Source organism: Psychrobacter sp. Cmf 22.2 (assembly GCF_001921745.1).
GTDB lineage: Bacteria > Pseudomonadota > Gammaproteobacteria > Pseudomonadales > Moraxellaceae > Psychrobacter.
Map to the genome: position 1 here is coordinate 20623 of NZ_MRYA01000006.1, position 23261 is coordinate 43883.

A 23261-nucleotide genomic window follows, 5' to 3' on the forward strand; every position below is an offset into this window, starting at 1 on the left:
GGGTCATCAAAATTTCTAAGCCTAAAAGATCTAACCTACCACCACGATATTGACCAATTTATTAGGGACAACGATTTCTTTTTTGATGTCCCCTGTCAAAAACTTGGCCACACCTTCAAGCGTACGCGCCTGTGCTTTTAGCTGCTCAGGATCGCTGTTGGGGGCGACATCCATTTTACCGCGCATCTTACCATTGACCTGTACCACCATCGTAATCGTATCCTGCACCAGAGCGCGCTCGTCAACGGCTGGGTAGTTTAACGTTACCGTGTCGAGTCCTAACTGCTCAATTAAGTGCTCACCAACGTGCGGGGCATAAACGGATAGCATAATCAGTAAGTCAATCAATGCTTCGTGCTGTACTTGCAAGTCTTGCTCACCGCTGGCATTAAAGCTTGATAGCTCATTGGCAAGCTCCATCAAACTCGATACTGGCGTGTTCAGCGCCAAACGGTCACCCAAATCACTATCAATCTTGACGATGGTTTCATGAGTCTTACGACGTAAGTTTTTCGCTTCTTTACTTAGACCATCCGTGTTTAAGGCTTCATTATTGAGCGTCTCAAGGTTTAAGTTGGCTGCTGCTAATGCTTGCATGTGTTCAGTTGCGATGCGCCAAACCTTTTTGACAAAATTATACGGACCTTTTAGCGCATCATCCGACCATTCAAGGGTTTGATCAGCAGGGGCAGTAAATAGCGTATATAGACGCACAGTATCAGCGCCATATTTATCAATAGTAATCTGTGGATCGACACCGTTGTTTTTTGACTTGGACATCTTTTCGATTTTACCAATTGTAACGGGCTGACCATCTGCTTTTAAAGTTGCTTTAATCGGTTGTCCACGTTCGTTGTAATCGATATCGACATCGTCTGAGAAATAATAAGTGGTACTGCCATCGCTATTGACTCTATTAAAAGTACCAGCAAGTACCATGCCTTGCGTCATCAAATTAGCAAACGGCTCGTTTCCTGATACTAAGTTTTCATCACGCATAAGCTTATGGAAGAAACGCGCATAAAGTAGGTGCATGACCGCGTGCTCGACACCGCCGATGTATTGATCGACAGGCAGCCATTTATTGGCCGCAGACTTGTTGACCATGTTTTGCGTGTCGTTTGGACTGGCAAAGCGCGCGTAGTACCAGCTCGACTCAACGAAGGTGTCAAAGGTATCGGTCTCGCGCTCAGCTGGATTGCCGCACTTTGGACAAGTAGTATTGACAAACTCTGGTATGTTTTTGAGCGGGTTGCCGCGGCCGTCTGGAACGACGTCAGTTGGCAGTACAACTGGCAAATCCTGCTCTTCAACAGGTACTGTGCCGCAGTGCTCACAGTTGACCATCGGGATAGGGCAGCCCCAGTAGCGCTGACGCGAGACGCCCCAATCACGCAGGCGGTACTGGATTTTTTTCTTCGCCAGCTCCTGCGGCTCAAGCTTTGCCAGCATTGCCTCAAACGCTTGATCAAAATCCATACCATCAAATTCGCCTGAATTGACCAAGCTATTGCGCTCAGTATAAGCAAGGTTTGGTTCAGTACCAGCTGTTTTGGCATCGGCGATGACGGACTCAGCATAACCGTCAGGAGACTGGATAACTTGTTTGATAGGCAAGTTGTATTTGGTCGCAAATTCATAATCGCGCTCATCGTGTGCAGGTACCGCCATTACCGCACCTGAGCCGTAGCTCATCAGTACATAGTTGGCAACCCAAACAGGTACTTTTTTACCTGTAAGTGGATGAAGCACAGTAAGGCCAGTATCCATACCGATCTTTTCGGCTTTGGCAAGATCTGCTTCGGCGACTGAGCCTTTTTTACATAACGCACAAAACTGAGCGATCGCCTCATCATGCTCAGACGCATACTGCGCTAATGGATGCTCAGCGGCAACCGCTACATAAGTGACGCCCAACAAGGTATCAGGGCGAGTGGTAAACACATCTAAAGTGTTGCTTTCGCCTGCAAGCTCATAAGGGAAGTGAACTTCCATACCAGCACTACGTCCAATCCAATTGCGCTGCATGGTCAGAACTTCAGACGGCCAATGACCCTCTAGCTGGTCTAAATCATCGAGCAGCTCATCGGCATAATCAGTGATATTAAAGTAATACATCGGGATGTCGCGCTTCTCAACGGGCGCGCCACTACGCCAGCCTTTGCCATCGATGACTTGCTCGTTGGCAAGGACGGTGTTGTCGACCGGATCCCAGTTGACCGTAGAGAGTTTTTTGTAGACCAAGCCTTTTTTATATAACTGTAAAAATAACCACTGTTCCCACTGATAATACTCAGGGCTACAAGTGGCAAACTCACGTGACCAGTCGATAGAGAGACCGAGCAATTTTAGCTGCGCGCGCATGTTGTCGATGTTGGCAAATGTCCAAGCAGCAGGTGGCGTTTGGTTGGCGATGGCGGCGTTTTCCGCTGGCAGGCCAAAGCCATCCCAGCCCATTGGCTGCATGACCTCGAAACCCTTTAGACGATAATAACGGCTTAACACATCAGAGATGGTATAGTTACGCACGTGTCCCATGTGCAGCTTGCCGCTTGGGTACGGGAACATCGACAGCATATAGCGACTGGGCTTGTCGCTTGGCTCATTGCCCACTTCATAGCGTTTGTCCGTTGCCCATTTGGCTTGTTGTGCCGCTTCGATCAGCTGCGGTTGATATTGGGTATGGTCTATAGAAGTATTATTGGTCTGATTGGTATTAGCAGTTTCTGCTGTCACGGCGTTGCTCATAGTCGGCTCGAAATTGATGATTACAGATAAATTGGGTAAAACAAAATAATGCCATAGCATAGCGTAATTTGGCGAAAATTGCGATGGTATGATGACGCGTTCGCGCGCTGTCACGACGACATGTTTGCAAGTTGAGGGAAGGCGTCATGGTAGCGACAGGAGGTTTTTGTTTAGGCCGTGTCCTCAATTCAATCGATAGCCATCTAAATGGGCTAAAAATGGCTAAATCTGGCCAAACGATGTCAAATAGCTGATTAATATCTCGATATTATCTGCGCTATTTTCCTTGTTTGACGGCGATTTATCTCATTTTTATCGCCATTTTTAAAATGAGGACACGCCCTAATAAACCAAAAATTAACCGGCTTCGGTATAATACAGCGACTAATGACTATGGATTGGGAGTTTTTATGAGCATCACTGTTTATGGCATCAAATCATGTAGCACCATGAAAAAAGCGTTTACCAAGCTTGATGAGCTAAATGTAAGCTATGAGTTTCATGACTATAAAAAGCAGGGTATTGATAAAGAGAGCGTAGAGCGCTGGGTAGATAAGCTGGGTATTGATAAAGTGCTAAACAAGCGCGGAACCACGTGGCGCAAACTATCTGACGAGCAGAAGCAAGCCGCTGATGACAGTATAGATAAAGCGATAGATTTGCTGGTAGAAAACACCAGCATGATTAAACGTCCAATTGTAGAAGGCAGTTACCAAGATAAGCTTTTCTTGCTGTGTGGTTATGATGAAGAAGCGTTCGACGCGACTTTTTCGTAAGAGAAGCTTTTAGGTAAACAAAGCTTTTAGATACTGGCAAAAAGCCCAAGCTTAGAGCCTAAGCTCGGGCTTTATAATACCTATGATAAACCAAATCAGACTGAAGCACCAAATAATGAGCACGTAAAGACGAATTTGCTCCGCTGTCCAATCAAGCGCAAACCATTCAATCATAAAGAACGACTTCCAGCCCTCTATCCAGCGCGCACCGCCGTAGCCAATAATCCACCAGCAGTAGAGGCTCTCTAACACAAAAAGCAGGCACCATAACCACAAGGCCATGATTGGCTCCTAATGTCAGGTCATCGATGAATCTAAGTCACGACTGATCAGTGTACCGACACCTTCGTTGGTGAAAATCTCAAGCAAGGTGGCATGCGGTACACGGCCATCGACAATGACTGCGCTTTTTACGCCGCCACGCACCGCATCAAGCGCGCACCCTATTTTAGGAATCATACCGCCTGAAATCGTGCCGTCTGCGATCAAGCTATCAACGGTTTTTGGTGTCAGGCCAGTCACCACTTTGCCATCACGGCCCAAGACGCCCTTGATATTGGTTAAGAGCATGAGTTTTTCTGCCTGCAAAAACTCCGCCACTTTACCGGCGACCAAATCAGCATTGATGTTATAGGTGTTGCCTTCTTCATCGACACCAAGCGGTGCAATAACTGGGATGAAGTTGGAAGCAATAAGCATATTAATCACGTCTTTGTTGACGCTGACCACGTCACCGACGTAGCCTAAATCTACTGGCACGGCTATACCGTCTGCTCCAATCTTTTCTACCAAGAGTTTTTTGGCTTGGATGAGGTTGGCATCTTTACCGGTTAGGCCGATAGCACGGCCGCCATGTTTGTTAATGAGGCTAACAATAGATTTGTTGACATTGCCGCCGAGTACCATCTCGACGATATCCATAGTGCCTTTATCGGTCACACGCATCCCATCGATACGATCAGACTGACGACCAAGCTCCTTTAATAAATTATCGACTTGAGGCCCGCCGCCATGGACGACTACTGGATGTAGGCCGACCGTCTTTAGAAGGACAATATCACGGGCAAATGAGCTTTCAAGCGCTGGGTCAGTCATCGCGTTACCGCCGTATTTAACCACAATCAGCTTGCCGACAAAGCGCTGAATATAAGGCAGTGCAGTGGTTAGTACCTCAGCGGTGTTCTTAGCATCATCTAAATTAAGCGACATTGGGCTCTCCTAAAATACGCTAATAAAGTGCACGTTGTTTATGCACTTTTAGCTCATTATTGTGCCATTAGTGGCAAAAGTATTGTATTAAATGCTATTACTTAAATAGTATTTCTTAAAAATTGAGAGGTCGTGGCTATTGTGTCTATTCGGCAGATATAGCAGCAATTTGCTCGGCCAACTGCGTATCAAAAGCTTGACATAAGGCGATAAAACGCGTTTGCACCTCTGTCATAGCAGCCAAACTATCTCCTGCAAAACGTACCGTGAGGCTATGACTGGTATTTGACTGACGCAATACGCCAAAACCATGAGCAAAATCTAAACGTACGCCGTCAATACAAGACAGACGCGTACCTTTTGGCAACAGCCGCTTAGCCTGAGCTGGTGTTATTTGTTGCACGCTATCAAAACAATGACATGTTGGCAACGCGACGTCATGAGTATCTTCGACCAAATGCTGTAGATAACGACAGAGAACCGTCAAATGATGCACAATTGAACACGTAGTAGTAGCACTCTCAGGCAACGGCAGGTAGTTGTCAGCGGTACTGACAAGCGTAGGTAGATACCATGTAATATCAGTCAGTCGATACGGTAGAGTCGCTCTTCTACGTGCGCCCCACGCATCGTAAGCTGGCGGTAGCGTATGAGTATTGAAATTAGTATCGATACCTAACAGTGCGGTAATATCGGACTTGATAACGGTTGATGCCAGCCAATGTAGCAAGCGCAGTCCAGCATACATAGCATCATCATAGACAATAAAATAGTCATCGTTAAAGATAAAGTGTCCTGATAACTCACCAGCAAAAATAGCACGATTATCATGTGATTGAAGCTGTTGGCGCAGTAAACTACTACCCGTCTTACTCATGACTGGTACTGCATCAAGCTTTTTGAGTAAGCGTGCCAAATGATGAGAGCACTTTACATCAAATAAAACCTGCGGTGTATTGGGCTTTTTATTGTATATAGGACGCTCTACAATGGCGACTCGCGCTAGCAAATACAATAGATGATCAGGGGTCACGACCTTACCGCTGTTATCGACGATCATCAGTCTATCACCATCACCATCAAAAGCCAGACCCATATCTGCTTCATTAATAATAACGGTTTGCTGCAGTTCTGCCAGACGGTTAGGCTCAGTGGGGTCTGGATTACCTCTCGGAAAGTTACCGTCCGGAATATCATTTAGCACAATGACTTGCTGACAAAAGCGTTCAAATAAGGGCTGTGCAATCCTACTGGTCGCTCCATTTAGACAATCAATAACAATTTTTAAATCAAGTTTACTGGTAGCACTAGAGCGGTCAGGGGAGTAGTTTTGCGTCTCGATACGAGTAAATACTTGCGCGATAGCATCGATGTAAGTAGACACAACGGTATCGGCAGGTAGGCTGACAAGATCAGTTGCCTTTATGCTCGCATGACGATTATTTAAAAGGTTGACTTGAGATTTATTATCTCGCTGATGGCTTGGGTTAGATAATGTTTTGAGCTTAGGTATAGAATCATTCGTAAGGCTTTTATAAACAGCTTGAATATCAGCATCACTAGGAGACCCATTATTAACCAACCATTTTATCCCTAAAGTATTCTTTTCAGAATGGCTGGCTGTAACTATAATACCGTGCCCTGTATATTGCTGCGCCCAAAACGCCATCATTGGCGTTGTAATAAGTCCTAGCTGGATAACCGTCAACCCGTGCTGACTCAGACGACTGGCAAGCAGATGCGCTATGGTATCGCTATCACAGCGTACATCATAGCCAATGACCACCACATTACCTGATGGCACAAAGCGATAATTTTGAGAAACAGAGCAAGCTAAAGAATTTTCTTTAACGTGCTTGTTTTTTAGATCAGGCATTTTTAAATTGTGTTTTTTTATGCCATGTTTTTTTGGATGAATGTTTTTCAGCGGATGACTTTTTATTGAGTGACTGGCTTGTGCTTTATATAGCTGTGCAAAAACTTCACCCAACGCCGCGATGAATTCAGTAGTAAAATACTGACGTGCCCCGCGAATATCATAAGCACGAAATAGAGGGAGTTGGGCGGCAAAAGTCGGCATGACTACAAACTCCTCGTATCCCTATTGATGGTAAATGGCGCACTTACTTACTAAGTCCACCGCGGTTATATATATGTTACTCTGATATATATTTTAACTCAGTTGTTTTAAATTTAATGACGGCCTGAATGTCCAAAGCCACCTGCACCGCGAAGACTTTTATCATTAAAATCTGCAACCACTTCAAATTCTGGACGAGCAACTGGTACCACAATGTACTGTGCCATACGCTCAGCAGGATTGAGTACAAAGTCGTCACTACTACGATTCCAAACACTGACCATCAGCTCCCCTTGATAGTCGGCATCAATAAGTCCGACTAAGTTGCCCAGTACAATGCCATGCTTATGACCAAGTCCTGAACGCGGTAATATCATTCCGGCATAATTGGGATCTTGTATATAGACGGCCAAGCCTGTACCCACCAGATGAGTCGCTCCTGCCTTGATGGTCAAAGGCTCATCAATACAGGCACGTAAATCGATACCTGCTGATCCATCTGTTGCACGAGTCGGCATAGGAAAATCAGGATGGGTACCAATTTTTGAATTAAGAATTTTGACTTGTACAGCTTGCATAACACACTCACTTAAGTTTTTATAATACTATTTTTTTTATCAAACCAATATTTATAATCACTTATAAACAGGTAGCGATTATAGATAACAACTACTCTTTGACACGTTGTAGTTTTGGACTCAAAGTTTTGCTCATACCTTGCAAAAGGTAACCGCTATAACAGCAATACGCTTGCCAATCCTAAAAACGACATAAAGCCGACGATATCGGTCACTGTGGTCAAAATAACTGAAGCAGATAGAGCAGGATCAATGTTCATGCGCTTAAGCATCAATGGAATACTAATACCAGATACATTGGCAGCGGTCATGTTAATGGCGATAGCAAAGCCAATTACTGCACTAATCTTACCATCATGAAACCACATTTGTGCAATAATCGCCATGATAAACGCCCAAATAAGACCGTTAATTGCGCCAACCCATAACTCTTTATTAAAAAGCCACCAACGGTTAGAGCCACCGATTTGGCCCATAGCCATACCTCGAATCACAACAGTCAGCGTCTGTGAACCTGCGATACCGCCCATACTGGCAACCACGGGCATTAATATCGCTAGTGCTACTACTTTTGCCAGCACCGCCTCAAACTGACCAATGACGACAGCAGCCAATAGTGCAGTACATAAGTTGATACCCAGCCAGACACTACGGCTTTTAGCACTGGTCAAGATAGGCGCAAATAACTCCTCATCTTGACTAACACCCGCCAAGTTTTTCATTGTGCTATCGACATCATCTTGGATAATTTCCATGATGTCTTCGCCATTTAATTGACCGACCAGCTCTCCATGACTGTTAATAACGGGCGCAAAACGAATGTCTTCTGAACGAAAAATTGCGGCAGCATCTTGGATGTCTAACCGGTCATTGATAGTAATGGCATTGTCAGTAAAGCTTGAGACCAGTGAGCTCTGTTTGTGTTTGATTAAATCAACCAAACTTAACAGTCCCAACAGCTGCTGGCTTTGATCAACGACCAACAGCTCTTGGCTTTGGTCATCTAGTAGCTCATCGTTTTCTCGTAGCCATTCTTGTACATGTGCCAAGCTCACATCATCTTGAACCTGAATGATATCAGGGTCCATATAACTGCCAACTTCCCAATCTGCATAGGTATCAAGCTTGTTGACTTGAATGCGAGTGTCTTCGTCTAACGTTGCCATTACCGAAGTACGCACAGTGTCGGTAACTGTTTCTAAGATTTCTGAGATGTCTTGGGCGTCAAGATCTTGGGTAAATAAAGAAATCTCTTTTGAGGAGATATTCTCCATCAGCGGTTGACGCGTATCAACTTCTAACTCGGCAAGCACTTCGCCTTTGAGGTACTCTGGAACCTGCGCCCAAATAACCTGCCGATCTTGATTGGGGAAAGATTCTAGTAAGTTGGCAATTTCATATTCAGACTGCTGGGCTAAAAAATCAGTGATCGCTGCATACGCATTATCAGCCACCAATCCCTGCAAATAGAGCAGCTTATGTTCAGCGTTGTACTCTAACAAATTATATTCTGACTGCGGTTTGGATGATTGTTCTGAGCTTGGCGTAGGGGCAGGCATAGGCATTCCAAAAATAAACGATAAAAAATAAAAACAATCAATCAAAAATTAATATAGACGATCCTAAAAAAACAGATACATTATATGTCAACGCGGAACTGGTATAAATTTTTCTGGCGTGCTGTGCCTGCGCCGCTCGATACTGCGTAAAATTCATCTCTGTCCCACTATATCGGTTTTATACTGAACTCACTATAATAAGTAGCTATTTCATAATATTGATCGACTTATAATAAAACAGGCAACCTATGACAAAAAACGGGCATTAGCGATTAGCGATTACCGAGTAACGCACGAATATTGGCCAGATACTCATCAGCGACTGCCTCTGGGTCTTTGCTGGCTTTTTTCTTTTTCGCCTTCGCTGGCCAGTCGATATGATCTTCTGGTAGCTCATCTAAAAATCGTGATTCTGAAGTGACGCGCATCTGCCCACCAGCGCGGCGCTGGGTTGCAAGTGTCAATGTCAGCTCACGGCGCGCACGGGTGATGCCTACATACATCAGGCGTCGCTCTTCTTCGATCGTCTCACTCAATATAGAGTTGCGGTGCGGCAGCATCTCTTCTTCTAGTCCCATGATATAGACAAAATCAAACTCCAAGCCTTTTGCGGCATGCAAGGTCATCAAATTAACCTTGTTGGTATTTTCTTCTTCTTGCTGCTGCTCGAGCATATCGAGTAGTACTAATTTGCGAATAATGGTATCAATCGTTCGATCTTCATCTTCTTCAGCGCGGTTGATTAAAGACTGAATACTGGTATACAGCATATCAATATTGTCGATACGATTCTTTTCTTGTTGCGGGGTTTTGGCATCGCTACGGACAAAGTCAATATAGCCGGTCTCATCAATCATTTGGCGCACGATTGGTACAGGGTCAGGATGTTGATCCAGTTCACGAGTATAGTGCTCGATAAATTCACCAAACTCCTTTATCGTGCTATAAGCTTTAGACGGTAGCACATGGCTAAGACCTGCATGGGTGCAAGAAGCGAGTAGGGAGATGCTATGCTCTTGCGAAAATAAACCGAGCTTCTCAAGCGTGGCAGGACCCATGCCGCGTTTGGGCGTGTTGATAATACGCAAAAACGCACTGTCGTCTTCAGGGTTTAATATAAGGCGCAAATAACCCATGATGTCTTTGATTTCACTACGTGCAAAGAAAGATTGACCGCCAGACAATTTATATGGCACTTGCAGCTGACGCAGTTGTGCTTCTAACATACGCGCCTGAAAGTTACTGCGATAGAGAACAGCGTACTGCTCCCACTCATTACCAAAGCGTAATTTGTGGGTGACAATCTCTTTTGCCACGCGCTCGGACTCATCGTCATCATTTCGGCAGTTAATAATACGAATCTTCTCACCATGACCTTTATCTGACCATAGCTTTTTTTCAAACAAATGCTCGTTGTTGGTAATGACGGCGTTGGCAGAAGTCAAGATACGCGTGGTTGAACGATAGTTTTGCTCAAGCATGACGATTTTGAGCTTAGGAAAGTCCTCTTTTAGCAGCGCCATGTTTTCAGGTTTGGCACCGCGCCATGCGTAGATAGATTGGTCATCATCACCCACGACGGTGAAGCGCCCTTGCGGCCCGACCAGATATTTAATCATCTCATACTGCGCGGTATTGGTATCTTGATACTCATCGACAAGTAAATAGCGAATACGATTTTGCCATTTATCACGCAGCTCTCTGTTTTCACGCAGTATCTTGGTCGGTAATACAATCAAGTCGTCAAAATCTACCGCATTATAAGCACGCAAATTACGCTCGTATAGCGCATATAAGGTAGCAAAGATCATATCCTCTGGATCATCTAAGGTTTCCATCGCCTTATCAGGCTCGATCAGATCGTTCTTCCAATCAGAAATCATTTTGATCGCTTTTCCGACCAGTTCACGACTCTCAGCACCGCTTAAATTGTCACGCATCATCAGCTCCATCAGCAGACGTTTACTGTCGTCACTGTCCATGATAGAGAAGTTGCCTTTTAAAGGTGTATGAATCAGCTCGTAACGCAAAAACTGCAAGCCAAATTGGTGAAAGGTCGAGACGGTTAATCCACGCGTTTTTTCGCTAGGCAAGAGCTTACCGACCCGCGCTTTCATCTCGCGAGCAGCTTTATTGGTAAAGGTCACTGCCGTGATACGCTCAGCTGGCATGTTGCACTCTTCGATAAGGTAGGCAATTTTACGCGTGATTACCGAGGTCTTGCCTGAGCCTGCGCCTGCCAATACCAGTAGCGGTCCTGATACATAGAGCATGGCTTCTTGTTGTCTAGGATTGAGTTGACTCATAACGTAACCTGTAGGGCAAAAGCAAAAAAGAGGGTAGGCGCTGATAGGTCATCGCAAAAGTGATGAAACATCGAGCACAATAACTGTAATAAAATGTAGAGGATAGCGTCAACACGCCATCAAAATTAGGTGGGTTATTATAAAGTAAAAATGCTACTTTTGGGCAGAAGATAGTTAAGAAGCTAAAGCCTTATATCTTTAGATTATAGTCATATTGAGCTTATAAAAAAAATGAAGATTATAGAAATAAAATCGCGCCAGCAGACATAAAGCTGTAGACGCGAAAAAACTTTAAAAATTATAAGTAGATTACGCATTATTTAGCTGACGGGCTGCTTCCAATGCAAAATAAGTCAAAATCCCATCGGCCCCGGCTCGGCGGAAACCAATCAGCGACTCTAGAATAACCGCGTCACTGAGCCAGCCGTTTTGAATGGCCGCCATATGCATAGCATATTCGCCAGAGACTTGATAGGCAAAGGTCGGTACACCAAAGGTGTTTTTGACTTCACGAATCAGATCAAGGTAGGGCTGACCGGGCTTAATCATCACCATGTCGGCGCCTTCATTGATATCCATGGCAACTTCATGCAGCGCTTCTGCGCGGTTACCAAAATCCATTTGGTATTGTTTTTTGTGGCCACCTTTTAAGTTACCTGCACTACCGACTGCATCACGGAATGGCCCATAATAAGCAGAAGCGTATTTGGCAGAGTAGGCCATGATAGCCGTATTCACAAAACCCTCTGACTCAAAGGCATCACGCATGGCTTTGATACGTCCATCCATCATATCGCTTGGAGAAATAATATCAGCGCCAGCACGAGCGTGGACGAGCGCTTGCTTGACCAACACTTCGATAGTTGCATCGTTGATGACATAACCGCTGTCATCGAGCAGGCCGTCTTGACCATGTGACGTATAAGGGTCGAGCGCCACATCCGTCATGACGACCATTTCGGGTACGGCGTCTTTAAGGGCTTTAACTGCACGCGCAGTAAGACCGTCTTCGTCGTATGCCGCTTTGCCATCAGGCGTTTTTAATGAGTTATCAATGACAGGGAAGATGTCAACAGTCGTGACGCCCTCGCTTAGCAATTCTTTGGCATAGTTGATAAGTAGGTCGACTGATAAGCGCTCAACCCCCGGCATGCTCGCAATCGTTTCACGCTGGTTTTTGCCTTCTAATACAAATACTGGTGCGATAAAGTGCTTGGGATGTAGCTCTACTTCACGAATCATAGACCGTACATTATCGTTATAACGTAGGCGACGCAGACGAGTTTCAGGGTATTGACGGTTAAAGGTATAAGACATAATCGTTCCTTATTATATTTTCAGTAATTATGATTGCAACAGATCTTCCTTCACTCAACATGACTTTATCAATGTCAGTTTTATAAAAGCATGCAATCATTTATAAGTTGGTCTGTGTAAAAGAGTATTCAATATAATGAGACTACTATAACCAAAAGCAGTCTATGAAAGCAAAAAGCCCTACCAAGACGGTAGGGCTAATTATAGAGTAGCTATGCGCTTGATACCTCGTAATTGTTTAAGGCTTAATAATTTGCGTTACTGGTGCCTGCTCGGTAGGTGTCTCTTGAGTCACGATACCAACAGCTGTCTCTTTTTCACCATCGTTATCGACATCGACAATAGCAGTAGGCTTAAAGGTAGAGGTCGCTGGCGTCTTAGCTTGTTTAATTTCTAGCGCTTCTTGTGGAGATGCCACGCGTGCTGATCCGGCAGCGTTGACAGCGTAAGCCGCTTTTGCTTTTGCACTGTTGGCCGGTAAGTTAGCGACTTGAGCCAAGTTAGTATATTGCGGCACAGGAATAGCCGTCGGTATGTCTAGGTTAGCACCGCCACCAAGCGCTTGGTATAGCTCAATTTGGCTAACGATCTTTTGTAGCTCTAGATCCAAGATACCTTGTTGGGTTGAGAACAGTGAACGCTGTGCATCAAGCACATCTAGGTAGTTTGAAATACCTGCTTTGAAGCGTGCATCCGCTATCTGATAGGTTTGTTCAAAATTATCTTGCAAACGATATTGCGCTGCCAGTTGCTCGCCTAAAGTGGCACGTGTGGCAAGCACATCAGACACTTCACGAAAAGCTGTTTGGATAGATTTTTCGTAGTTTGCCAAGGTCTGCTCACGCTCGATTTTGGCTACATCATAGTTGGCATCTAAGCGCCCTGCATCAAAGATAGGCACGCTAATATTGGGCCCAAAAGACCAACCAAAAGCACTATTATCGAACAGGTCACTCAAACCGTCACTACGCACCCCAACGCTACTAGCAAGACTAATCGTTGGAAAATATGCTGCACGTGCTACCGCTATATTAGCACCAGCAGCTTTTAGATTATATTCAGCCTGTAGGACATCTGGACGATAACGTAGCAATTCGCTTGGCAGACCTGCGCTAAATATTTCATGATTGGTAATGTTACTGACCGCAGGTGCTGGAATAAGCTCGCTTGGAATAGGGGTGCCAACTAAAAACTGCAGTGCGTTACGCGAATTCAAGATACTGCTTTGCGCCCGTAATACAGCAAGCTTGGCATTTTCTAGTGCTGCAGAAGATTGCAGTGAAGGCAGCTTGGGATCAATGCCTGCTTCAAAACGTTTATCAGCAATAAATAAAGATCTCTCACGACTCTCTACCGTCGCCTCTGCCAATTTTAATTGAGCCAGACTGTAACTTAGATTGGCATAGCTTTGAGCGATATTGCTTATTAGGCTAATCTGGGTAACATCTTTGGCCGCAGCAGTCGCTAAGAAGTTCTGTAAGGCTTGATCTTTTAGGCTGTCAATTCTTCCCCAAAAATCAAGCTCATAACTGGCTAAGCCCAAATCGACGTTGTAATTGTCATTGGTCTGAGTGCCAAACTCACTACCCTGACGGGAACGTGAATAACCCGCTTGACCATTAATCGTCGGTAAGTCATTGATATCAGTAATACGGTACTGTGCGCGTGCTTTTTCGATAGCCAAACGTGCACTTTCAAAGTCTTTATTGTTGTTAAGACCTAACGCAATGAGTCCTTTTAAACGCTCATCACTATAAAAGTCTTGCCAGCGTTGACTGGCAAGGCTTGGCTGCTCAGTACTACTAACCGTTTCACGATCAAAGGCGCCATAGCTTTGCCCGACAGGAATGTTAGGCTCAGCAAGTACAGGGCTTGTATCAGCTTTTGGAATGGTATTACAAGCTGCCATACTGACTGCTAAGGCAGTTAGGCTTAAGAGACGAGCGCTATTTTTGCGCGTTTGTGACAGCAGCGGTTGTGCAAAGTTTACTAACGCTGCTGATCTTAAGGTAAAGGTTTTTTGGGCACTCATTGTGTATTATCTCCAAGACTTGCAGGCTGATATTCCTCAGAAGGAGTCGGTTTTTGTGAATCAGGGGTGCTACTGCTACCATCGTCTCCATCGTTTGGCCCATTATTCTTATACTTGTGCGGGAACAAACTACGCACCCAAATATAGAACATAGGGATAAAGAAGATACCTAAGAATGTTGCGGTGACAACCCCGCCGACCACACTAGTACCAATGGCGTTTTGACTACCAGAACCAGGACCTGTGGCGATGAATAATGGCACAACCCCTAACCCGAAGGCAAGCGAGGTCATGATAATCGGACGCAGTCGTTGTCTTGCTGCTGTCATAACGGCTTCTTTTAAACTATAGCCTTCCTCTTGGTGTTCTTTGGCAAACTCAATAATCAAGATAGCGTTTTTGGCAGACAGACCAACCACTGTCAATAGACCGACCTGCAAGTAAATATCGTTGCTAAAGCCGCGTAGCCACGTAAATATCACCGCTCCTAATACCCCAAGTGGGATGACAAGCAGCACAGAAAAAGGGATAGACCAGCTTTCATACAAGGCTGCCAGACATAAGAATACCACTAAGATGGACAGCGCATATAGCATTGGCGCTTGGGCACCTGATTTTTGCTCTTCAAGTGACATACCTGTCCACTCGTAACCGACGCCATCAGGTAGATTTTCCATCATAGCTTCCATCGAGCTCATCGCTTCACCAGTACTAAGGCCTGGAGCTGCGCTACCTTGGATGTTCATAGATGGCAAGCTGTTGTAACGCGTCAGACGCGGTGAGCCGGATTGCCATTCGCTGCTAGAAAAGGCATCGAACGAGATCATATCACCTGTCTCATTACGTACATACCATTTACCGATATCATCAGGGTTGGTACGGCTGCTAGGCTCGCCTTGGACAAAGACGCGCTTGATACGACCACGGTCGACGAAGTCATTGATGTAGCTTGAGCCCCAAGCAGTAGAGATAACGCTGTTGATACTACCCATTGATAAACCATAGGCAGCTGCTTGTTCTTGATTGATATTTACTTTTAGCTGCGGTGCATCTTCTTGACCGTTAGGACGCACGCCTGCGACTTGATCGTTCTGTGCTGCCATACCGAGCAACATGTTTCGCGCTTCAAGTAAGCCCTCATGTCCAAGGTTACCAGTATCTTGAATCATCAAATCAAAACCACTGGCATTACCAAGTTCGGTAATCGCTGGTGGTACGATCGCAAATACCTGTGCTTCATTTAACTGGGTAAAGAAGTAACCCATCGCACGATCAGCAACTGCTTGTGCGGTATTTTCTTCTCCAGAACGGTTTTCCCAGTCTGATAAGCGCACAAAGGCCAGACCCATATTCTGTCCTTGTCCTGCAAAGCTAAAGCCCGCGATGGTAAAGACAGAGGCGATATTGTCGCCTTCTTGGGTATCATAATAGTCACTGACTTTATCAAGCACATCTTGCGTTTCATCCAGCGTCGAACCAGCTGGTAGCTGAACCAAGGTAAACATAATACCTTGGTCTTCTTCTGGTAAGAATGAGCCTGGAATGCGTAAGAAGACAACAGCCATGATACCGATGATGGCGGCATAACCAATCAGGTACAACCACTTAAAACGGAAGCTCTTACCAACAGAGTTTTCATATTTGCGGCTAAGCTTAAAGAAACCACGGTTAAACCAACCAAAGAAGCCTTTTTTCTCTTCAGTGTTGCCCTTCTCATGGCTTTTACCACGTTTTAGTAGCGTCACACATAGTGCAGGAGTAAAGATAAGTGCAACCAGTGCAGACAATACCATAGCAGTAATCAAGGTAATCGAGAACTGTCGATAAATCACCCCTGTTGAGCCGCCAAAGAAAGCCATGGGAACGAATACTGCTGACAAGATAATTGCAATACCAATAACGATCTTACTGATTTCACCCATGGATTGAACGGTAGCATCTTTGATAGAAATATCAGGATCTTCTTCTAAGATACGCTCAACGTTTTCTACCACGACGATCGCATCATCGACCAAAAGACCGATGGATAGCACCATCGCAAACATGGTCAGCACGTTAATACTAAAGCCTGCGACATACAACACTGCAAACGTACCAAGTAGGACGACAGGTACGGCGAGGGTAGGGATAATAGTTGCACGCCAGTTCTGTAAGAAAATGAACATGACGATAAATACTAATACGATCGCTTCGATAAGCGTATGTACGACTTGCTCGATAGACAAACGGACAAACGGCGTGGTGTCATAAGGTACCACTGAAGTTAGGCCTGCAGGGAAGTTGGCTTCCAGCTCAGCCATACGTGCACCGACAGCTTCTCGCGTCTCAAGGGCGTTAGCACCACCAGCTAATGAGATACCGAGACCGGCAGCTTCTTGACCATTATACAAGGAGATAACGCTATAGTCTTCACTACCAATCTCGACATCTGCGACATCGCCAAGACGCACTTGCGCGCCAGTAGTATCGGTTTTTAACAAGATATTTTTAAATTCTTCAGGGGTTTGCAGATAGCTCTGTACTGTGACAGTAGCGTTGATAACCTGTTGGTCAGTGTCAGCAGGTGCTTGACCTAATTGACCTGCAGAGACTTGCGCGTTTTGCGCTCGTACTGCACTGACTACATCAGACGGCACCATGTTGTAGCTACGTAAGCGAGCAGGGTCTAGCCAAATACGCATAGCATAAGCAGAACCAAACACCTGAACCTCACCAACCCCTTCGACACGGCTTAGTTGGTCAACGACGTTTGAGTTGATATAGTCGGCGATATCCGCACGATCCATACCCCCATCTTCAGAAATAAAACCTTGCACCATCAAAAAGCTGCTAGAGGATTTATTGACGTTGACACCCTGACGCTGTACCGATTCAGGCAATGAGCTCATAGCTGCTTGTAGTTTGTTCTGTACCTGTACCTGAGCGGTATCAGGGTCTGTACCGTTCTCAAACGTTAGCGTGACAGAGGCACCACCATTTGAGGAGCTTGATGACGACATATACATCAGACCGTCAAGCCCTTTCATACGTTGTTCAATGATCTGTACGACTGAATCTTCAACGGTTTGTGCGTTCGCACCAGGATAGCTTGCACTCACCGAAATAGTCGGTGGTGCAATACGTGGATACTGTTCAATCGGTAGATTGATAACCGACATCACCCCGATGAGCATGACCAAAATAGCCAGCACCCATGCAAAAATAGGGCGATTAATAAAAAAACGTGACATAGTATATCCCTAAGTCTTCCTATCTTTGAATGGAATTAGTTAGCAGCGGCTTCTGATGATTCTTCTTTAGTTGAATCATCAGAAGTATCGTTATCTGATGGTTTCTCGTCCATCGTTTTGGCTGCCTGCTGTGGGGTTTGGGCGTTAGCAGTCCCTTGGGTAGATGGGGCTGGATTGGCATTCTCTAATGGTTTGACCACCACTTCTTGCTCAGGTTTAACCTTCGCACCGCCAATCACCACCACTTTATCACCCGCTTCCAAACCATCAGTGACAACCCATTGTCCATCATAAGTGCCATTGATAGTGACTGGACGTACTTGGATTTTTTTATCTTTATCAACGATATAAACTTGGGTATCACCCTTAGGCGTACGCATGACCGCGCTTTGCGGTACTAGTGTCGCATTGGTGATAACGCTCTGCGTTAGACGTGCTGTCACGTACATACCTGGTAGTAAGATATTATTGCTATTTGGGAAGATAGCTCGCAAAGTAACCGCACCTGTCGATTCATCGACTTTGGCTTCAGACAGCGCAAGCTTGCCACGTACCGGATAGACTGACCCATCCTCTAATACCAACTCAACCGAGTTCATCCCTGGCTGTGCTTTGCCTGCAGCTATCTGTTGACGTAGCTTTAATAGCTCAGAAGATGACTGACTGATGTCGACATAGATAGGATCTAGGCGTGAGATGGTTACCAGTGGATCTGGTTGGCCTGCACTGACCAGTGTACCAGCGGTGACGCTAGAGCGATCAGTACGACCAGTAAGCGGTGCACGTACAATGGTGCGATTAAGATCTAAAGTGCTGGCTTCTAGACCTGCTTTTGCAGTCTGAATGCCAGCTTTTGCGCTTTCAATACCTGCCTGTGTCTGTCCAACCGCTGCTGCTGCGCTTTGTACTGCAGCTTGTGCGGTACGCACTTGCGTTTGTGCTTGTTCGTATTGCTGTTTAGAGATGGCATCTATATCGACCAGACCTTGCAGACGCTGTAAGTCGTTTTGAGCTTGAGCAAGTGATGCCTGACGGCTTGCCAGTTCAGCTTTGGCGTTGGCGTTATTGGCCAGTGATGTCTGATAATTGGCTTGTGCTTGCTGCACCGCTGCTTGCCCGCTGGTAACAGAAGAAGCGTAGTTATCAGTGTTGATACGATAAAGCGGCTGGCCTTTTTTGACGTTACCGCCTTCGCGGAACAGTACTTCGTCAATGACGCCATTTACCTGTGGACGGACATCGGCAGTTTGATAAGCTGCGGTACGTCCAGAAAAAGTCTGTACTTGGGGTACGGTATCAAAAGTGACAGTCTGGACGTTGACGACGGCTGGCGGCATCTGCTGCTGTGCGGCGGCATCTGCTGAGTCCTCGTTTTTGTCACAGCCAACCAGTACAGCTCCAGATAGTACAGATGCTATTACAAGCGCTAGAGTAGAGTGCTTCATCAATGTCCTCGGCAATATGTATAAAGAATAATGGCAGTATAAAAAGTTTATCAATAAACCTAAGCGTATTGAATATAAAAGTTAGTATTGATTCAAAGCACCTATACCATCTTCAAAACCTCGCTACTAGGACATCTGATAGCGTTATATCAATGAGGTACCGCGGTAAGACGCTTTGTGTTTTAGTCGCCGCTTAGGGGTAGGAGACCTATGAGTAAGCGGCAACATGGATGTATAAAATGAATAAATAATTATAAACTATAGGGGTAACCCCACAGTCAAGTGACTAATATCGCGGATTGTCACAAAAATCAGCAATATTGGCAGCGATATAAGTGCTAACTATCCGTGTTATCAGCGTTATGTCAGATAACTGCGCAGCACTACCTGCCTATCAATCAGCAAAAATAAATGTTAACTTTTGTTAAAGATCCAAAACCCTATAGTCATTAAGGTGTTTTTTGCTTCCTAAATCGTCTTTGTCTACAAAAAATCGGCGTTGGCAAGCCATAGTTGTGACCGCGGAAATAAATGCTCAATCACTTAGTCACTATAGCAAGCGCGCGCTGGCAAGCTCAGTCAATTGATACAGACCATGGCGGTAGCGGTTGTCAGGCAAGCTCTCAAGCGCCTGTTGCGCCAGCTTGGTTTCTTCTAGCGCACGTTTTGTACAGTAGTCTAACGCGCCTGAGTTACGAACCAACTCTATTAGCTGTTCTGCATTTGGCGTTTTACCTGTCTGTACGGCAATACGCAGCTGCTCATAACTTTCTTTATCACTGTCTTTGAGTAATTCAAGCGCTTTAATCGTGGGCAAAGTTGGTTTGCCTTCTGCCAGATCATCACCTAGGTTTTTACCCATCACCTCACTATCACCACTATAATCAAGGACATCATCGATAATCTGAAAGGCATTACCAAAGTGTTGACCGAAGTCCGCTAATGCAGATAGATATTGCGTTTGCTCTTGTAATATAGCTGCACCTTGAGTTGCCATCATAAATAGTCGTGAGGTTTTACCATCAATAATATTAAGATAGTCGGCTTCAGTGGCGGCAGGGTTATGCTGATGCTGCAACTGTAAGACTTCGCCTTCAGCAATATCACAAGTTCCATCTGAAAATAGCTGTAACAGCGGTAAACTTTGGAAGCTTACTAGCAAATTAAAGGCACGGGCAATGAGATAATCTCCAACCAAAACTGCTGTTGCATTGTCCCACGTGGCATTGGCTGTCGGTTTGCCCCGGCGCTGTCCTGACTCATCAATAACGTCGTCATGTACCAAAGTTGCCGTATGTAGCATCTCAGTAATGGCTGCCAAATGCATCGCCTGCTGTGATGGCTCGTCGTTTAGCATACGCGCACATAACAACGTAATTAGTGGACGCATACGTTTGCCGCCAGCATTAATGACATGCTGGGATACACTCATTACAAGTTGTACTTTTGAATTAAGACTGCCAAACACCTGCTTGTCCATAATTTCGAAGTCATCAGTTACGATACTTTGGATATCAGCGTAGCTTGGCGCAGGTACAGATGGAATAGAGGCGTTCGATAAAGTGGTCGTCATAGTAAATAATCATATTATTAGAAAATAGAAAGAATCGTTTGATAGTCGTTTCTTACAACACTACCGATGTGCTTATAGTAGCATAGCTACATTATCAAATCGGTAAGTAAAGTAAAGCAGCGGTGTATACTACATTGTAAGTTACTGATTGTATGAGTTATAATGACGACACTTAGGTATTAGTTTGCCGCTAATATGACAACCAAACATGCTTTATGGTTCATCTGGTAAATAATGGGCTTAGTTACAGGTTTAATGAAAGTTTAGTAAAACGGTATTTAAGTTACCAAGTAAGCATTATGAACGTCAAAAAGATAGGCTGGGTAGCTTGCTTTTATAAGCAAAAAGACGTAAAATCTTGCCTTTATTTTTCCCTGTCGTGTTCGTTATTGAAGCGTTGATATGATATCAGCCACGGCACACGGGTTAAACGGAGTCATATAATGTACGCAGTAATCAAAACTGGCGGTAAACAGCACCGCGTTGTTGTCGATGAGCTTTTAAAAGTTGAACTACTAAAAGCAGAAAAAGGCGAAACAATCAAATTAGAAGACGTGTTGATGGTTGTTGATGGCGATGACGTCAAAATCGGTCAGCCTGTTGTAGACGGCGCTAACGTAGAAGTTGAAGTAGTTGAGCATGGTCGCGGTGAAAAAATCCGTATCATCAAGCACAACCGTCGTAAGCACTATCACAAAGAGCAAGGTCACCGCCAATGGTACACCTTGTTAAAAATCAAAGCCATTAATGCCTAATTACCCATTTAGCGATTATTGCTAAAATAGCGCACTAAATGCTTAAGAGTTATCGCATTAGCGATAAGTCATATTAACAAGGAGATTTTCTCATGGCACATAAAAAAGCTGCCGGTTCGAGCCGTAACGGTCGTGATTCAAACCCAAAAATGCTAGGCGTAAAAATCTTTGGTGGCCAAGCTATTACTGCTGGTAACATCATCGTACGTCAACGTGGTACAGAGTTCCACGCAGGCGAAGGCGTTGGTATGGGTCGTGACCATACTTTATTTGCACTAAATGACGGTGTGGTAAAGTTTGCGACTAAAGGTAAATTTAACCGTCGTTATGTAACGGTTGAAAGCGAGTAATCGTTACCTTTAAGCTTAAGCTGCTTTATTTTATATAAATAACGTAGCTTGCTACATATTTAAGTCCCTATTACCAATTGGTGATAGGGGCTTTTTTATGTTCACTTTTACTACTGATTATTAGAATAGAGTGATATAAGAATAAAAAAGTGTAACTGCTAGCGTTACAAGCGTGTATGGCAGGCGTAGTATTGATTGCAATTGAAGACTAGGCGCGTAATAAAAAAACTGGCACACTGTGCTCATTAGTTATTAGCGTTATTTTGTTGAGAGTTAGAGCAATACTAAACTTAAAATTTAACAAACAAGAAGCTGGCAACTGAGTAGTTAGATCAACATAAGATAAATATATAGTTATGATACTTATATATTTATTGCAATGACTCATACTGCACATGATCTTATCTGGTGCAATGGGTCAACATAACAAAAACACGATGATCTAATTTTTATGTTAATTGATATTTTATTTTTATCACGAGAGGAAAAACCATGACTTTATCGACGACAGTAAAACAAAAAATGATGAGTGGCGCGCTAGCTGGTGTATTAATGACTACGCTTGGTGTGGCAGCACCGATGATAGCATTGACCCAGTCAGCGACAGCGGCACCTGCTGATAATTTGGTCGCAGCCAAACGTTTAAACAAGCTATTAACCAACACTAAGAGCATGACTGCCGACTTTACTCAGACGACTAAAGGCGCAACCAATGGCACCTTTAAAGGTTCAATGAGCGTTCAGCGTCCCAATAACTTTCGCTGGGAAACCAAATCACCATCAGAGCAGCTGATTGTCGCAAATGGCAACTCAATGTGGATCTATGACAAAGATTTGGAGCAAGCAACCAAGCAAGGCGTAGATAGTCAAGTAGGCAACACGCCAGCATTATTACTATCAGGCGATCCAAGTAAGATTGATAAAAACTTTAAAGTCACTCAACCGTACGAAAACAAAAATTACTACGTACTATATCCTAAAACAGGTGATGCTAGTTTTAAAAATCTATCGGTAAGCTTTAATGGTGGTAAGCCTGTCATGATGGTGCTGAATGATACACTTGGACAAACCACATCGATTAAATTTAATAGTATCAAACTCAATCCAAGTATTAGCAGTAGTCAGTTTAAATTTACGCCGCCAAAAGGCGTAGATATCATCAATCAGTAATCGGCTGATAAAATAAACACAGTAGTGTTGATTGATTCATGATTTAATCATTGATAAAGGGGTAGTCCATTATTTGGATCTACCTCTTTTTTATTGGCTATAAGCCATAGAACACCACCATGCATAGCAATAT

At 44.5% G+C, this 23261-nt stretch carries 16 protein-coding genes; 4 read left to right on the forward strand and 12 right to left on the reverse strand.

Features of this window, described 5'->3' with window-relative positions; translation table 11 throughout:
* Positions 1-30: 30 nt before the first annotated feature.
* Positions 31-2748 carry a leucine--tRNA ligase gene (gene leuS / locus BTV98_RS10525; RefSeq protein ID WP_227511706.1) on the reverse strand — a complete coding sequence of 906 codons (2718 nt, stop codon included), beginning with the start codon at positions 2746-2748 and terminating at the stop codon, positions 31-33.
* Between the two features lie 410 nt (positions 2749-3158).
* On the opposite strand from leuS, the gene BTV98_RS10530 reads away from it, so the two are divergent.
* Positions 3159-3524: an arsenate reductase gene (locus BTV98_RS10530; RefSeq protein ID WP_058368327.1), complete on the forward strand. Its 366-nt coding sequence runs from the start codon at positions 3159-3161 to the stop codon at positions 3522-3524.
* A 51-nt stretch (positions 3525-3575) separates the two neighbouring features.
* Here the strand turns inward: BTV98_RS10530 and BTV98_RS10535 are convergent, their stop codons facing one another.
* The 11 genes from BTV98_RS10535 to BTV98_RS10585 form a co-directional block, all read right to left on the reverse strand.
* The gene (locus tag BTV98_RS10535) at positions 3576-3806 is read right to left on the reverse strand and encodes a hypothetical protein (RefSeq protein WP_058368328.1); all 231 of its coding nucleotides are present in this window, start codon (positions 3804-3806) and stop codon (positions 3576-3578) included.
* Between the two features lie 15 nt (positions 3807-3821).
* The gene (argB, locus tag BTV98_RS10540; RefSeq protein WP_058368329.1) at positions 3822-4733 is read right to left on the reverse strand and encodes an acetylglutamate kinase; all 912 of its coding nucleotides are present in this window, start codon (positions 4731-4733) and stop codon (positions 3822-3824) included.
* Between the two features lie 145 nt (positions 4734-4878).
* Entirely contained in the window at positions 4879-6813 is a 1935-nt protein-coding gene (locus BTV98_RS10545) for a phosphomannomutase (RefSeq protein WP_075103568.1), read from the reverse strand.
* 113 nt (positions 6814-6926) lie between these two features.
* Positions 6927-7391, reverse strand: a complete 465-nt coding sequence (gene dut, locus BTV98_RS10550) for a dUTP diphosphatase (RefSeq protein ID WP_058368330.1) — start codon at positions 7389-7391, stop codon at positions 6927-6929.
* 155 nt (positions 7392-7546) lie between these two features.
* Positions 7547-8950: a magnesium transporter gene (mgtE, locus tag BTV98_RS10555; protein ID WP_058368331.1), complete on the reverse strand. Its 1404-nt coding sequence runs from the start codon at positions 8948-8950 to the stop codon at positions 7547-7549.
* 272 nt (positions 8951-9222) lie between these two features.
* Positions 9223-11256, reverse strand: coding sequence for a UvrD-helicase domain-containing protein (locus BTV98_RS10560; protein WP_075103569.1), 2034 nt, complete (start codon positions 11254-11256; stop codon positions 9223-9225).
* A 309-nt stretch (positions 11257-11565) separates the two neighbouring features.
* Positions 11566-12573: a porphobilinogen synthase gene (gene hemB, locus BTV98_RS10565; protein ID WP_058368337.1), complete on the reverse strand. Its 1008-nt coding sequence runs from the start codon at positions 12571-12573 to the stop codon at positions 11566-11568.
* Positions 12574-12811: 238 nt separating this feature from the next.
* Complete coding sequence (locus BTV98_RS10570) at positions 12812-14605, reverse strand: efflux transporter outer membrane subunit (protein ID WP_058368338.1); 1794 nt, start codon at positions 14603-14605, stop codon at positions 12812-12814.
* Positions 14602-17835 (reverse strand): efflux RND transporter permease subunit, encoded by a 3234-nt coding sequence (locus BTV98_RS10575; RefSeq protein ID WP_058368339.1) that lies wholly within the window; start codon positions 17833-17835, stop codon positions 14602-14604. Before BTV98_RS10575 ends, BTV98_RS10570 begins: the two co-directional genes overlap by 4 nt.
* Positions 17836-17870: 35 nt before the next feature.
* The gene (locus BTV98_RS10580; protein ID WP_058368340.1) at positions 17871-19280 is read right to left on the reverse strand and encodes an efflux RND transporter periplasmic adaptor subunit; all 1410 of its coding nucleotides are present in this window, start codon (positions 19278-19280) and stop codon (positions 17871-17873) included.
* A 550-nt stretch (positions 19281-19830) separates the two neighbouring features.
* Positions 19831-20853, reverse strand: coding sequence for a polyprenyl synthetase family protein (locus tag BTV98_RS10585; RefSeq protein WP_058368341.1), 1023 nt, complete (start codon positions 20851-20853; stop codon positions 19831-19833).
* Positions 20854-21296: 443 nt separating this feature from the next.
* Here BTV98_RS10585 and rplU point away from each other — a divergent pair, with 443 nt between their 5' ends.
* The 3 genes from rplU to lolA all read left to right on the forward strand — a co-directional run bounded on the left by rplU (position 21297) and on the right by lolA (position 23128).
* Positions 21297-21608, forward strand: a complete 312-nt coding sequence (rplU, locus tag BTV98_RS10590; protein ID WP_058368342.1) for a 50S ribosomal protein L21 — start codon at positions 21297-21299, stop codon at positions 21606-21608.
* A 92-nt stretch (positions 21609-21700) separates the two neighbouring features.
* A complete protein-coding gene (gene rpmA / locus BTV98_RS10595; protein ID WP_058368343.1) occupies positions 21701-21958 on the forward strand; it encodes a 50S ribosomal protein L27 in 258 nt (85 codons plus the stop codon).
* Between the two features lie 492 nt (positions 21959-22450).
* Positions 22451-23128, forward strand: coding sequence for an outer membrane lipoprotein chaperone LolA (gene lolA / locus BTV98_RS10600; RefSeq protein WP_075103570.1), 678 nt, complete (start codon positions 22451-22453; stop codon positions 23126-23128).
* Positions 23129-23261: the final 133 nt, after the last annotated feature.